This window comes from Pseudoxanthomonas sp. SGNA-20 (assembly GCF_003931635.1).
Lineage (GTDB): Bacteria > Pseudomonadota > Gammaproteobacteria > Xanthomonadales > Xanthomonadaceae > Pseudoxanthomonas.
Genome location: NZ_RRYK01000012.1, coordinates 1 through 13791, shown reverse-complemented (window position 1 = coordinate 13791; position 13791 = coordinate 1). Strand labels below are relative to the sequence as shown.

Here is a 13791-nt window from a genome sequence, read left to right as displayed (position 1 = left end):
TGCCGGCACGTGGCAACCGGCGCTCAGCGCGCCAGCGGCTCCAGGCCGCGGATCTGGCGGATGCCCAGGCCCGGCGCCTCGGTGATGCTGATCTCCGACTCGTTGAAGATGACCCCGCCCTCGACCGGGTTGAACTGGCCCAGCGAGGGGCCGTCCAGGTCGACCTTGCTGATCGCGTCGGCCTTGGCCACCGCCAGGTGCACCGCCGCGGCCACCGAGATGGCCGACTCGATCATGCAGCCGATCATGCACTGCACGCCGTAGATGGAGGCGATGTCGGCGATGCGGATGGCGTTGGACAGGCCGCCGGTCTTCATCAGCTTGATGTTGATGATGTCAGCGGCGCGGCGCTGGATCAGGTCGAACACCTGGTCCGGGCCGAACACGCTCTCGTCGGCCATCACCGGGGTGTGCACGCGCTCGGTGACGTACTTCAGGCCCTCGATGTCGGCGGCCTTGACCGGCTGCTCCAGCAGCTCCAGCAGCACGCCGGCGTCCTCCAGCGCGCGCATGGCGTAGACCGCCTGCTTCGGGGTCCAGCCCTGGTTGGCGTCCAGGCGCAGCAGGGCGCGGCCCTCGACCGCGGCGTGGATCGCCTTGACCCGCTCGATGTCCAGGCCGATGTCCTTGCCCACCTTGATCTTCAGCGAGTCGAAGCCGCGCTCCACCGCCGAGATCGAGTCGGCCACCATCTTGTCGATGTGGTCCACCGAAATGGTGATGTCGGTGGTGATCACCGGGTCGCCGCCGCCGAGCATCTTGTACAGCGGCGCGTCGTACAGCTGCGCCCACAGGTCGTAGACCGCGATCTCCACCGCCGCCTTGGCGCTGGTGTTGCGCTCCAGCGCGCCCTGGATCAGGCCGCAGATGCGGTTGAGGTTGGCGATCTCCTGGCCGATCAGGCGCGGCTTGATGAAGCGCTCGATCGCCTCGGCGATCGAGCCGTGGGTGTCGCCGGTGATCACCGCGGTGGCCGGCGCCTCGCCGTGGCCGGTATGGCCGGTGTCGGTGCGCACCAGCACCACGATGTCCTCGACCGTGTCGACCGTGCGCAGCGCGGTCTTGAACGGGGTCTTCAGCGGCACGCGCAGCATGCGCAGTTCGATGTCGGTGATCTTCACTTGGGCTTTCTCAGCGGGAAGGGCGCGGGCGGACGCGCTGGATGCTGGTCATGCGGTCCACGTAGGTCTGCTCGTCGTTGAACAACAGCGGGTCAAGCGGGGTGAGCGACACGCCGTTGAGGCCGGCGGACACGCGGCCGCCGTCCGGGCCGCGCCAGCCGCCGCCGTTGGTGTCGTGGATGACGTAGGCCATGCCGTCGCGATGGCCGATGGCCATCATCACGTGGCCGGGGATGTAGACGAGGTCGCCGACCTGCAGCCCGCGCACCGCGGCCTGGCGGCGCGCCGGGTCGTCGCCGGGCTCGAAGCCGATCCGGTCCAGCGCCGGGCTCACCGCCTGGTCGCGGGTGTTGCGCGGCATGAGGATGCCGAAGCTGCGGTAGACCTCGGACACGAAGCCGCTGCAGTCCCGGGCGTCGTAGGAATGGCCCCAGCCGTAGCGTTCGCCGAGGAACTTGAACGCCTGGGCGATGAGGTTGGCCGGGGTCAGCGGCAGGTAGTCGGCGGCGACGTCGGCCGAGCGCGGGACGAGGGCCGGCACGAACTCCAGGCTGCCGTCGGCGCGGCGCGCCGGCAGGTCGACCACGTGCGAGGCGTAGGGATGCTGGCCGTTGACCGTGCGCGACGGGTCCAGCACGGTGCGCAGCGGCAGGCGCAGGCCCATGTCCAGCTGCAGCGCCGACACCCGCGGCTCCTCCGGGGTGTAGGTGGTGCGGACGGTGGCGCCGGTGACCACGATGTACGGCGTGCGGCTGGCATAGCCCAGTACTTCCTCGCGCGTCCCGATGGCCACGTGCCGGGCCTCGATCCACGCGGAGTAGCGCTCGGAGGCCACGAACAGCCATTGCCGGCCGCGGCTTTCGTGCAGCACCGCCACCGCGTCGCCGGGGAACAGCGCCGATTCCTGGAAGCGGTCGATGTCGGTGTCGCCGGGCGAGGAGAACACCCGCAGCGAGGTCGGGAACGCGCGCAGCGCGGCGCGGTGCACCACCAGGCCGTAGCGCAGCGGGCGGCTGGCGGGGATCGCGTCCAGCGCCAGCTCGCGCTGCAGTGCCGCCAGGGTGCGCGCCGGCACCGGCTGGCCGCGTTCGTCGTAAAGGGTGCGCGCCGGCGGCGAGGACAGCTTTTCCACCTGCGCGCGCACGAACTGGCGCGGCAGCGGATCGGGCAGGGCGGCGATGTCCTGGATCGAGGGATCCTCGGCGCGCATGCGCGCGTTGAGCGCGGCGATGCCCTCGCGGTCCAGGAGCAGCTGGTGCGGCTGTTCCTGCCTGGCGATCCAGCTGGCCGGGTCGAGGTCGGACAGGCGCACGCCGACCACGGCGGTGTGCCCGTCCGCGTCCGGGGACAGCGACCAGGCCGGCGCTGCAGCCAGCAGCAGGCTGGCCAGCAGCGGAGCCGCCAGCCGGGCCACGCGCTTGCGAACCGGGGTGTTCCGCGCGGATAGCGCTTTCATGGTGACGGCCTCCCCTTGGGCGGGTGTTCCGAAAGAATAGTTATTCCAGCTATTCAGTACGTCAAGAATAAATTATTGACCGCGCCCCCGGTGCGTGTTACATCGGCATTACCACCGCACCGGGAAGTGTCGTCGTGGAAGCCTCTCCTCGCCAACCAGCGGCACACGCCAACGCGCGGACCCCGGTCCGCGGCGGGCGCGCATCCCGCCTGGCCGCCGGCCTGCTGCTGTGCCTCGCGCTGGGGAGCGTGCAGGCCCGCGCGGGCGATCCGCTGCCGGAGATCGTGGCCGCGGTGGACGCCGGCCGCTTCGCCGAGGCCGAGGCCCGGATCGCGGCGCTGCTGTCGCAGGGCGATGCCGCGCAGCGGCGGGCGCTGGAGTTCGAGCGCGAGCGCATGCACCGCATCCGCCTGGACTTCAGCCTCGACCGCGCGGCGGTGCTGGCACAGCTGCGCCGGCAGATCCCGGACCTGCGCGAGTCCGAATTCGACGCCTGGGACGCGGCCGGCCTGGCCGAGCACATGGACATCGACGGCGAGCGCCGCTGGTTCAAGCGCTCGGTGTCCAACCTGTTCCGGCTCAGCCCCGAGGCCGCGGCACGCCGCGCGCCGCCGGTGCGGCCGTTCTCCGAAGGCCCGTTCGAGCGCCTGCATCCGCACCACGCCGAGGTGCTGGCCGCGGCCGCCGGCGGCGCCACCAGCGTGGCCCCGCGGCGGCTGGAAGTGACCCAGTCGCTGGTCGTGGACGCCGACGCGGTGCCGGCGGGGGAGACCGTGCGCGCCTGGATCCCGTACCCGCGCGCGATCCCGGGGCAGCAGGAAAACATCCGCCTGGTGCGGACTTCGCCGGCCGGCGGCCAGGTCGCGCCGGAAGACGCGCCGATGCGCACCGTGTACCTGGAAGGCCGCGCCGAAGCCGGCAAGCCGACCGAGTTCTCCATCACCTACGAACTGACCGTGTACGCCCGGCACTTCGCGGTGGACCCGGACAAGGTGGTGCCGGTGGACCGCACCGACCCGGAGCTGGCGCCGTACCTGGCTGAGCGCCCGCCGCACGTGGTGTTCACCCCGCAGCTGCGCGCGTTCTCGCGCCAGGTGGTGGGCGGGGAGACCAATCCGTACCGCATCGCGCAGAAGCTGTTCGCCGCGGTCGACCGCATCCCCTGGGCCGGCGCGCGCGAGTACTCGACCATCTCCAACATCAGCGACTACGCGCTCAACGCCGGCCATGCCGACTGCGGCCAGCAGACCCTGCTGCTGATCAGCCTGCTGCGGCTCAACGGCATCCCCGCGCGCTGGCAGTCCGGCTGGACCTACTCCGACGAGGACGTCGGCTACGACAACATGCACGACTGGGGCTGGCTGTACCTGGCCCCGTACGGCTGGCTGCCGATGGACGTGACCACCGGCCAGCTCGACAGCGACGACCCGGCGCTGCGCTGGTTCTACCTGGGCGGCCTGGACGCCTACCGCATCGCCTTCAACGACGACTACGCGCGCGACTTCGTGCCCGCCAAGACCCATTTCCGCTCCGAGACCGTGGACTCGCAGCGGGGCGAGGCCGAATGGCGTGGCGGCAACCTGTACTTCGACCAGTGGGACTACCGGTTCCAGTGGCGGATGCTGCCGCCCGAAGGCGGGCGGACGGGCGGGGATTGACCTCAACACCACTGTGGGAGAGACACGGGGATGAACAGCAGGATCCTGAGGAAGGCGGCGCTGGCGATGGCGCTCGGCGCGTGCCTGGGCACGATGGCACCGATGGCGATGGCGCAGAGCGCCACCGGCGCGGTGGCGGGCCGCGCCGAGGCCGGGGCCAGGGTGACGATCACCAACCCGGCCACCGGCTTCACCCGCACCGTCACCGCCGGCGAGGACGGCAGCTACCGCCTGCCGTTGCTGCCGCCGGGCACCTACACGGTGCAGGCCGAGGGCGGGCAGCAGGCCACCGTGACCGTCACCCTCGGTGCCACCGCCTCGGTCAACCTGGCGGCCGAGCCGGCGACCCTGCAGAGCATCGAAGTGGTCGGCACCCGCTTCGTCACCCCGGTGGACGTGACCTCCACCGAGTCGGCGATGAACATCAACGCCGAGGAGCTGGCGCGCCTGCCGGTGGACCGCAACGTCACCTCGGTGGCGCTGCTGGCCCCGGGCGTGGCTTCCGGCAGCGCCTCCTTCGGCGGCATCTCCTTCGGCGGCTCGTCGGTGGCCGAGAACGCGTTCTACGTCAACGGCCTCAACGTCACCGACTTCTACAACCGCGTCGGCTTCTCCGAGGCGCCGTTCGACTTCTACGAGGACTTCCAGGTCAAGACCGGCGGCTACTCGGTGGAGTTCGGCCGCACCACCGGCGGCGTGGTCAACGCCGTGGCCCGCTCCGGCACCAACGAATTCCACTACGGCTCCAAGCTGGTGTGGGGCCCGAAGGACTGGGAGTCCTCGGCGCGCGACAGCTACCTGGACGGCGAGCGCTACCTGACCCGCAGCAAGGACAAGACCGACTCCACGCGCCTTAACGTGTGGGCCTCCGGCCCGATCGTGAAGGACCGGCTGTTCTTCTTCGCCATGTACGAGGGCCGCAAGGTCGAGCCGGAGAACACCAACGACGCCGGCACCTCGTTCAACCGCGGCGACTCGGACGACGGCTTCTGGGGCACCACCCTGGACTGGCAGGTCACCGACCGCAACCTGCTGAGCCTGATGGCGTTCTCCAACGAGAACCGCACCGACACCACCACCTACGCCTACGACTTCGACAGCGGCAAGGTCGGGCAGAAGCTCAGCGACTCCTACTCGGAGACCGGCGGCACCAACTGGGCGCTGACCTGGAGCTCGTACCTGACCGACAACCTGTCGATGAAGGTGATGCACGGCCGCAACGAGCGCAACAGCGTCACCGGCTCGCCCAACGACGTGGACTGCAACTACGTCACCCGCGCCTCCGGCGTGCCGGACCCGGGCGTGCCGCTGGGCTGCACCAACAACGCCACCGTCTACGACCGCAACGACGAGCGCAAGCAGAGCCGGATCGACTTCGAGTGGGGCCTGGGCGACCACCTGCTGCGCTTCGGCATCGACGACGAGCGCAACACCTCCGACCTCGACCAGGTCTACTCCGGTCCCGGCGGCGTGCAGTACAACGTCTATACCGCCACCCCGCTGACCAACAACTCCAACTGCGGCGGCTTCCTGGTCCCGGCCGGCTACACCGCCTGCGTGCGCGCCCGCCAGTACGCGATCTTCGGCCAGTTCGAGTCGACCAACCGCGCCTACTACGTCGAGGACAACTGGTCGATCACCGACAACCTGGTGCTCAACCTGGGCCTGCGCTACGAGGAGTTCGACAACAAGGACGCCGAGGGCCGCACCTACATCAAGATGGACGACATGTGGGCGCCGCGCCTGGGCTTCTCCTGGGACCCGGTCGGCCAGGGCACGATGAAGGTGTTCGGCAACATCGGCCGCTACTTCCTGCCGGTGGCCAACGTCATCAACATCAAGCAGGGCGGCGCCCTGCTCGACGCGCGCACCTACTACGGCCTCGACGGCTGGGAGATCCGCGAGCGCGACGGCGTCCAGTACGCGGTGCCGGTGCTGGGCCAGTACATGGGCTTCGACGACGACCAGGGCGACGGCACCGTCGGCGACCTGCGCGCCGAGGTCGACGCCGACATGGACCCGGTCTACCAGGACGAGCTGATCCTGGGCTTCCAGCAGGTGCTGGGCGAGAAGTGGTCGTGGGGCGCGCGCGGCATCTACCGCAAGCTGCACAACGCCATCGACGACATCAACATCACCGCCACCCACTGCGGCCGCGTGCCCAGCGTGTGGGTGATGGGCAACCCGGGCAAGGACGTCACCATCTGGGGCGACACCGACTGCGACGGCAGCAACGACGGCTACATCACCGTCGATACCTCGAAGGGTGGCTACTGGACCGAGTCGGACGATTACGAGTACATCGACGGCGAGTGGGAGTACGTGGGCTCGACCCCGACCGGCCAGCGCGGCTGGAGCAAGCCCAAGCGCACCTACAAGGCGCTGGAGCTGCAGCTGGACCGCGCCTGGGATGGCAAGTGGGCGTTCAACGCCTCCTACACCCTGTCCTGGAGCGAGGGCAACGCCGAGGGCCCGGTCAACACCGACACCAACTTCGGTGATACCGGCCGCACCGAGAACTTCGACGACCCGTTCGTGAACTACCGCGGCCATGGCCCGCTGGCCAACGACCACCGCCACCAGGTCAAGCTGCGCGGCACCTACGCCCTGACCGAGAACTGGAGCCTGGGCGCGACCGTGGACGCCCGCTCCGGCGGCCCGATCACCGGCTTCGGCGTCGGCAACCCGTACAACTGGAAGCTCTACCACAGCTACTTCGTGTGCGTGGACAAGTGCACCCCGGAGGAGGCCTTCGCCAATCCGCAGGAAGGCGACACCTGGAGCACCTCGGACCGGGTGTACGAGCATTCCGCGCGCGGCGGCGCCGGGCGCATGCCGTGGTACATCGACGTCGGCCTGAGCGTGGGCTACGAGCGCCAGTTCGGCCCGGCCAGGTTCTCGGCCAAGCTGTCGGCGTACAACATCTTCAACCGCCAGCGCCCGGTCTGGGTCTACCAGGACCTGGAGTCGAGCATCGGCACCCGCGACGAGTTCTTCGGCCGCGAGCGCTTCCTGCAGTCGCCGCGCTACGGCCAGCTGGTGCTGGCGCTGGAGTACTGACAACCGGACGACGCGGGCCCGATCATGGACGACAGGCCCGCATCGAGGAGCAGGTGATGCTGCGTTTCCTCCCTCCTGCGGCCGCCCTTGCGGCCGCTTTTTTTGCCGCGCCGGCCGTGGCCGGCGCAACGCTTCCCGGCCCCGCGCAGGCGTTCGTCGAGCGCGCGGTGGACGAGGCGGTCGCCCGCTACGACCTGCCCGGCATCGCGGTCGGCGTGATCGAGGACGGCAAGGTCGCCGCGGTGGTGGCGCGCGGCGAGCTTGCCGCCGGCAGCGGCGAGCCGGTGACGCCGGAGGCGCTGTTCAAGATCGCCTCCAACAGCAAGGCCATGACCGCGGCGGTGCTGGCGCGGCTGGTCGACCAGGGCCGGTTGCGCTGGGACGACCCGGTGGTGAAGCACCTGCCGCAGTTCCGCATGCACGACCCCTGGGTCACCGCCAACATGCAGGTGCGCGACCTGCTGGTGCACAACAGCGGCCTGGGCCTGGGCGCGGGCGACCTGATGCTGTGGCCGGAACCGAACGATTTCACCCGCGCCGACATCATCGCCGGGCTGGCGCACCTGGAGCCGGTGACCAGCTTCCGCTCCGGCTACGCCTACGACAACCTGTTGTACGTGGTCGCCGGCGAGGTCGCGGCCGCGGCCGGCGGCAAGCCCTACGCGCAGCTGGTGCGCGAGGAGGTGTTCGCGCCGCTGGGCATGGACGGCTGCCGCGTGGGCAGCTGGAACGCCGGCGAAGCCGGCCCGATCGCGCGCCCGCACCGGCGTGTGGACGGGCGCAACCTGCCGGCGCCGCCGGAGCGGGGCGTGGTCCCGGACATCACCTCGATGGCCGCCGGCGGGATCCGCTGCAGCCTGGAAGACATGCTGCGCTGGGTGGGCGCCTGGCTGGATCCGGCGCAGCCGTGGCTGTCGGCGGAGCAGCGCCAGCAGGCGTGGACCGGGCACATGCCGATGCCGGTGGGCCGGCGCATGCGCGAGTGGGACAACAGCCACTTCCATGCCTACGGCTACGGCTGGCGCCTGTCCGACATGGACGGGCATTGGAAGGTGGCCCACACCGGCACCCTGTCGGGCATGTATTCTTCGGTGATCCTGCTGCCGGACCTGCGCACCGGCATCGTCATCCTCATCAACGGCGAGGCCGAGGACGCGCGCACGGTGCTGGGCCAGGTGCTGGCCAAGCGCTACACCCGCCCGGATCCGGCCCTGGACGTGGCCCACTACGCCGCCCTGCTGGAGCGCGAACACGCCCTGCGCCGCCAGGCCGAGCCGGCGCCGGACACCCGCGCGCGGCGCCCGGCCACGCGCCGCGAGGCCGCGGCGTTGCTCGGGATCTGGCGCGATCCGTGGTTCGGCGAGGTGGCGCTGTGCCCGCGCGCCGACGGCATCGGCTTCGCCTCGGTGCGCTCGCCACGCATGCGCGGGCGGCTGATGCGGGTGGGCGAGCGCTGGCTGCTGGACTGGGACGACGACGGCATCGACGCGGAGGCCTGGCTGCACCCGCCGGAGGCGGGCGGGGGTACCCTGCGCCTGTCCAAGGTCGATCCGGAAGCGGACTTCAGCTATGACTACCAGGACCTCCGTTTCGTGCGCGAGCGCGACTGCCCCTGAGCGCCTGTGCGCGCTGCTGGCGGCGCTGCTGCTGGCGCCGGCGGTGGCCGGCGGCGAACCGGTGCGGGTGTCGCCGGCACGCGACGCCGCCGCGGCCGGCCTGGTCGAGGTCCGCACCCTGGCCCCCGGCATCCGCGTGGAGGCGCGCTATGCCGGACCGGACAACTTCACCGGTGCGCCGGTACCCGGCTACGAAGGCAACGCCTGCCTCCTGCTGCGGCCGGTGGCCGAGGCCCTGGCCCGGGTGCAGCAAGACCTGCAGGCCGAGGGCCTGGGCCTGCTGGTCTACGACTGCTACCGCCCGGTGCGTGCGGTGCAGGCCTTCATGCACTGGGCGCGCGCCGACGACGACCCGGGACAGAAGGCACGTTGGTACCCGCGGGTGGACAAGGACGCGCTGGTGCCGGAGTACATCGCCGACAGTTCCGGCCACAGCCGCGGCGCCACCGTCGACCTGACCCTGGTGCGCTGCGACGGCGACGGCCGCTACGAGCCGCTGGACATGGGCACCCCGTTCGACTTCTTCGACCCGTCCGCGCACACCGACGCCCCGGTGGCGCCGGCGCAGCAGGCCAACCGCCAGCGCCTGCGCGCGGCGATGGAGGCCGGCGGCTTCCGCAACTACCCGCGGGAGTGGTGGCATTACACCCTGGCCCCGGAACCGGATCCGACCCTCGCCTACGACGTCCCGGTGCGCTGACGGAGGTGCGCTGATGGAAGAGTGGCTGACCGTGCAATGCCCCTGGTGCGGGGAGAGCTTCGAGACCCCGGTGGATCCCAGTGGCGGCAACCAGCAGTACGTGGAGGACTGCCAGGTCTGCTGCCAGCCGATCCTGCTGGACGTGACGGTGGACGCGGACGGCCAGGTGGCGCTGGCCGCCCGCCGCGAGGGCGAGGACTGAGGCGACCGGCCCGGCTAGACTTGTCGGCCCGTTTGCCCAGGTCCCGCCCGCCCGATGAACCTTCCGCTGCACACCGGCCTGCTTGGCTGCCTCGAAGCCGGACTGATCGCCTTCCTCGTCGGCGTGCTGGTGTACGCCGGATGGGCCTGGCTCGGGCGACGCACCGGCATGCAGATCGGGCACGTGGTTGGCTGGGGCGCGGTCATCGCCACCGCCATCGCCGCGGGGCTGGATGCCTGGAACCTGTTCTACATCGGCATGGTGAAGCTGGAGTCGCCGCTGTACGCGCGCCTGGCCCTGGCCGGCATCCACGACGCCGACAACCTGGGCACCCGGGTCCTGCTGGAAGTGATCGGCGCCACCTCCGGCAGCGTGCTGGGCTGGTGGCTGTTCAGCCACCGGCGTGCCCCCGGCGGGAACTCCACCGGGCCCGACGAGGCCCGCTAAAGCGGTTACATGGCGTCCTTGAAGACGCCCCTAACCTGGCGTCCACGCGCCGCTAACCAGCGGCTACAACGCAGCGCGGACGCTGTGGTTAACGCCGCGTTCGCGGCGCGGCCGCGGCCCAAATCCGGTTCATCCGCGGCGTTGCAAGGTGCGACCCGTGTTCTGCAAAGCAAGCAGTCACGTCCTTCCACCCGACGGAGTACGCCAATGAACAAGCACCACACCCGCACCCCGACCGGCCTGCTGTTCCTGGGCATGATTGCCGTCGCGCCGCTGGCGTTCGCGCAGAGCACCACGCCCACCGAGCAGCAGACCCCGACCCAGGCCCAGGCCGGCGCGGCACAGCAGTCGCAGGCCGGCGCCAGCGGCCAGGGCCAGAGCTGGGCCGACCTGGACACCGACGGCAACGGCAGCATCAGCCGCAGCGAGGCCCAGGCCCACTCCGCGCTGTCCAGCGTGTTCGCCACGGCCGACGCCGACGGCGATGGCGAACTGACCCCCGAGGAGTACCGCACCTTCATCCAGAACCAGCAGCAGGGCGGCGCGCCGCAGGAGTGACGCGGCATCCCCATGCACGACCGAAGCGGGCCCCGGCCCGCTTCCTTTTTCCCGGGGCCGTCCCCGCTGCTATCCTGCACGCCCGCCGTGATGGCGCCCGCGTTCCGGATACCCCCATGCACGACATCCGCCTGGTCGGCTTCGATGGCGACGACACCCTGTGGCGCAGCGAGGACTACTACCGCGCCGCGGAGAAGCGCTACGAGGAAATCATCGGCCGCTACATCGACCTGCACGACGCCGGCACCCTGCGCCACCTGCTGGAGGTGGAGCGCCGCAACCTCAAGGTGTTCGGCTACGGCGTCAAGGGCATGACCCTGTCGATGATCGAGGCGGCGATCGAACTGACCGAAGCGCGCATCAGCGCCCGCGACCTGCAGCAGGTGGTCGACATCGGCCGCGACACCCTGGCCCATCCGGTGGAGCTGCTGGACGGCATCCGCGACGCGGTGGAGGCGGTGGCCGCGCGCTGGCAGGTGGTACTGGTGACCAAGGGCGACCTGTTCCACCAGGAGGACAAGATCGCCCGTTCCGGCCTGGCCGACCTGTTCCCGCGCATCGAGATCGTGTCCGAGAAGGACCCGCCGACCTATGCGCGGGTGCTGGCCGAGTTCGGCATCGCGCCGGAGCAGTTCGTGATGGTTGGCAACTCGTTGCGCTCGGACATCGAGCCGGTGGTGCGGCTGGGCGGCTGGGGCGTGCACATCCCCTACGCGCTCACCTGGGCCCACGAGGCCGACCATGGCCTGGCCGAGGCGCATCCGCGGGTGCGCACCGTGGCCAGCGCGGCGGAGCTGCCGGAAGCCATCGCCCGGATCGCCGCCGGCACCGCCGCCTGATCCCGCACACGGCCCGCCGGCGGGAGCTGCGCGCGCCGCGCCCGCGGCCGCGGCACAATGCCGCCATGGCCCGCTTCCGCTTCCCGCACGCGACGTACCGCCGGATCCTGTTCGTAACCCTGTGCCTGGCCGCCTGCGGTGCGGGCATCCCGCTGCCGCTGGCGGCGCAGGCCCGCGCCACGGCCACCGCAACGCCGGAGCCCGGACCCCGTTACGACACGGGCGATGCCTGGATCGACGGCCGCCTGGCCGACATCGACCGCTACGCCCGCGCCTATCCGGAGAGCTTCGCCGCCGAGGTCGAGCGCTATGCCGGCGCCTCGCGCGCCTATGTGCGCGGACTGCTGGCGCAGCCGGGCTGGAATCCCGGCGACGCCTGGTATGCCTGCTTCCTGGCGCGCGCGCTGGACACCGACTGCCGCAGCGTGGTGCGCGCCCGCGCGCGCCTGGGCCGCGCCGGCAGCTGGGCCCAGGCGACCTCCGCGCTGCGCGGCGAGGACAAGCCGGATCCATATCCCGCGCTGCGCCTGGCCCTGGCCGACAGCTACCGCCGCTGGGATCGCTCCCTGCAACCGGACGCCGCCCTGCGCCGCGCCCTGCAGCAACGCCAGCGGGCGGCCGGCGAAGGGCGCTAGCCGGCGGTGCGTTGGCGGACTGGCGCCTAGCGGCTGTCCGGCTGCCCGGGCTTGCGTGCCGACAGCCTGCGCATCAGCGGATCGCGCTCGCCGTTGAGCGCGAAACGCCCGAACATCCAGGTGCCGCAGGCGGCGCCGGCCAGCACCGCGTATTCCAGTGCCGAGGCCTGTGCATCGCCCTGCACCAGCTGGATGAGCCGGGAGACCAGGACCACGACGCCGGCGAGGGACAGCATCGCGGCGAGGATGCGGATCACGACGCTTTTCATTGGCGGTCCCTCCTGGGGCCTGACGGGGCAATGCGACGGCCGGGAGCCACACCGCCGCGCATGCCGGCAACGGCGTACACCAGGTCGAAGGCCAGCTCGGCCAGCAGTATGCCCGGAAGCGCATAACCGCCGAACAGCAGGACCGCGCCGGCAAAGCCAAGCCACAGTACCAGCCGGATGCGGCGGGCATCCTTGCGGAAGACGGCAGGCAGGCGCCCGGCCAGATCGAGCAAGCCCAGGCCTGCGAACAGGACGCATAGGAAGACGTTGTCGAACCCGTCCATGGCGGTGGCCAGGGCGAGACGGGCTGCGGGGGAGTGCAGCGCGAGCGCCAGCACCAAGGTGGCCGAGGAAACGACGAGGAGTTCCGCAATGCTCCTGCGGGTACCTGGGGCTGGTTGGCCGTGTGCAGTCATCGGTCTCGATGCCCCGCGCGCTTGCGCGCGCGGGGCCAGTGGCTCAGTTCAGCAGCCAATCCAATCCGGCCTGGATCTCATCGTCATAGGTCCGGTAGATGGCAGAGCCTATCGCCCAGCCGAGTGCGGCCGAGCCGGCCACCGCCCGTGCCGGCAGGCTTACCTGCCAGATGGTGCCGAGCACGGAAGCACCGCCATTCACGTCATGGAGCTCACGACAGGTCAGTTCGCGCATTTCCGTGTCCTCACTTGGTGATGTACTCGACGTACTTGAAGCCGGCGCGGGCGAACGTCACCCCGAGCATGGCGCTGCCAACCGGACCGCCCGCAGCGCCAAGGAGGGCGCCAACCATTCCCGCGGCACCCGCCATGATCAGGCCGGCGGCAAGTTCGCCGCCGGTGTCGATAACGCCGGCGGACGCAACCGCAACTTCGTTAGTGCTCAGTTCGCGCATATCAACCTTCCTTAGTGGACGCAGTGCCCCTGCGTTTGGGGCCAGATCACCCTGGCGGATGCATGAAGGCCCACACCTCGCGCGGGAGCGGGGATTCCGCGTCCGGTTCCCGTCCCGGGAGCTCGCCACGCAGTTGCGCGCCATCTCCCGCATTGCCCCCGGTAGAGAACGACGACGATCGTGCGGCTGCCCGGATTGCATGGCGAGGTTTGCATTTGCGGTGAGGCGATTCAATGCCAAAACCACTTGCATCACGCGCGCTGATGTCAGGCCAGGTTGCGCAGGGTGTTCGCGCAAGTCCAACTGACTGGTCGACGCGTCGCATGACTGGGGCTGTGAGGCTGCGCGTGTCGCGTGAG

Annotated in this window: 15 protein-coding genes; 9 read left to right on the top strand and 6 right to left on the bottom strand. The window is 70.7% G+C overall.

Features of this window, described 5'->3' with window-relative positions:
* Nucleotides 1–23: 23 nt before the first annotated feature.
* Entirely contained in the window at nt 24–1121 is a 1098-nt protein-coding gene (locus EIM48_RS14580) for a dipeptide epimerase (RefSeq protein ID WP_125076978.1), read from the bottom strand.
* Nucleotides 1122–1131: 10 nt separating this feature from the next.
* On the bottom strand, nt 1132–2577 hold the full coding sequence (locus tag EIM48_RS14575) for an SH3 domain-containing protein (RefSeq protein ID WP_125111986.1): 1446 nt from the start codon (nt 2575–2577) through the stop codon (nt 1132–1134).
* A 248-nt stretch (nt 2578–2825) separates the two neighbouring features.
* Between EIM48_RS14575 and EIM48_RS14570 the strand changes: the two genes are divergently transcribed.
* From EIM48_RS14570 to EIM48_RS14530, 9 genes are all read left to right on the top strand, one after another.
* The gene (locus EIM48_RS14570; protein WP_125112002.1) at nt 2826–4235 is read left to right on the top strand and encodes a transglutaminase domain-containing protein; all 1410 of its coding nucleotides are present in this window, start codon (nt 2826–2828) and stop codon (nt 4233–4235) included.
* A gap of 30 nt (nt 4236–4265) precedes the next feature.
* Nucleotides 4266–7295, top strand: a complete 3030-nt coding sequence (locus EIM48_RS14565) for a TonB-dependent receptor (RefSeq protein WP_125076980.1) — start codon at nt 4266–4268, stop codon at nt 7293–7295.
* A 56-nt stretch (nt 7296–7351) separates the two neighbouring features.
* Complete coding sequence (locus EIM48_RS14560; protein WP_125109415.1) at nt 7352–8911, top strand: serine hydrolase domain-containing protein; 1560 nt, start codon at nt 7352–7354, stop codon at nt 8909–8911.
* The gene (locus tag EIM48_RS14555) at nt 8865–9611 is read left to right on the top strand and encodes a M15 family metallopeptidase (protein WP_125111985.1); all 747 of its coding nucleotides are present in this window, start codon (nt 8865–8867) and stop codon (nt 9609–9611) included. Before EIM48_RS14560 ends, EIM48_RS14555 begins: the two co-directional genes overlap by 47 nt.
* 13 nt (nt 9612–9624) lie before the next feature.
* Nucleotides 9625–9813, top strand: a complete 189-nt coding sequence (locus EIM48_RS14550; protein ID WP_019397223.1) for a CPXCG motif-containing cysteine-rich protein — start codon at nt 9625–9627, stop codon at nt 9811–9813.
* Nucleotides 9814–9867: 54 nt separating this feature from the next.
* A complete protein-coding gene (locus EIM48_RS14545) occupies nt 9868–10260 on the top strand; it encodes a hypothetical protein (RefSeq protein WP_019397224.1) in 393 nt (130 codons plus the stop codon).
* 207 nt (nt 10261–10467) lie between these two features.
* The gene (locus EIM48_RS14540) at nt 10468–10818 is read left to right on the top strand and encodes an EF-hand domain-containing protein (RefSeq protein ID WP_125111984.1); all 351 of its coding nucleotides are present in this window, start codon (nt 10468–10470) and stop codon (nt 10816–10818) included.
* A 116-nt stretch (nt 10819–10934) separates the two neighbouring features.
* Nucleotides 10935–11657: an HAD family hydrolase gene (locus EIM48_RS14535; RefSeq protein WP_125109413.1), complete on the top strand. Its 723-nt coding sequence runs from the start codon at nt 10935–10937 to the stop codon at nt 11655–11657.
* 65 nt (nt 11658–11722) lie between these two features.
* Nucleotides 11723–12292, top strand: coding sequence for a hypothetical protein (locus EIM48_RS14530; RefSeq protein ID WP_019397227.1), 570 nt, complete (start codon nt 11723–11725; stop codon nt 12290–12292).
* Nucleotides 12293–12318: 26 nt separating this feature from the next.
* Here the strand turns inward: EIM48_RS14530 and EIM48_RS14520 are convergent, their stop codons facing one another.
* Genes EIM48_RS14520 through EIM48_RS14505 form a run of 4 tightly spaced genes read right to left on the bottom strand, consistent with a single transcriptional unit; the run spans nt 12319 to nt 13432 of the window.
* Complete coding sequence (locus EIM48_RS14520) at nt 12319–12561, bottom strand: hypothetical protein (protein WP_019397228.1); 243 nt, start codon at nt 12559–12561, stop codon at nt 12319–12321.
* Nucleotides 12558–12977 carry a hypothetical protein gene (locus EIM48_RS14515; RefSeq protein WP_125111983.1) on the bottom strand — a complete coding sequence of 140 codons (420 nt, stop codon included), beginning with the start codon at nt 12975–12977 and terminating at the stop codon, nt 12558–12560. Before EIM48_RS14515 ends, EIM48_RS14520 begins: the two co-directional genes overlap by 4 nt.
* A 43-nt stretch (nt 12978–13020) precedes the next feature.
* Entirely contained in the window at nt 13021–13212 is a 192-nt protein-coding gene (locus EIM48_RS14510; protein WP_028915483.1) for a hypothetical protein, read from the bottom strand.
* A 10-nt stretch (nt 13213–13222) separates the two neighbouring features.
* Nucleotides 13223–13432, bottom strand: coding sequence for a hypothetical protein (locus EIM48_RS14505; RefSeq protein ID WP_019397231.1), 210 nt, complete (start codon nt 13430–13432; stop codon nt 13223–13225).
* Between the last annotated feature and the right edge of the window lie 359 nt (nt 13433–13791).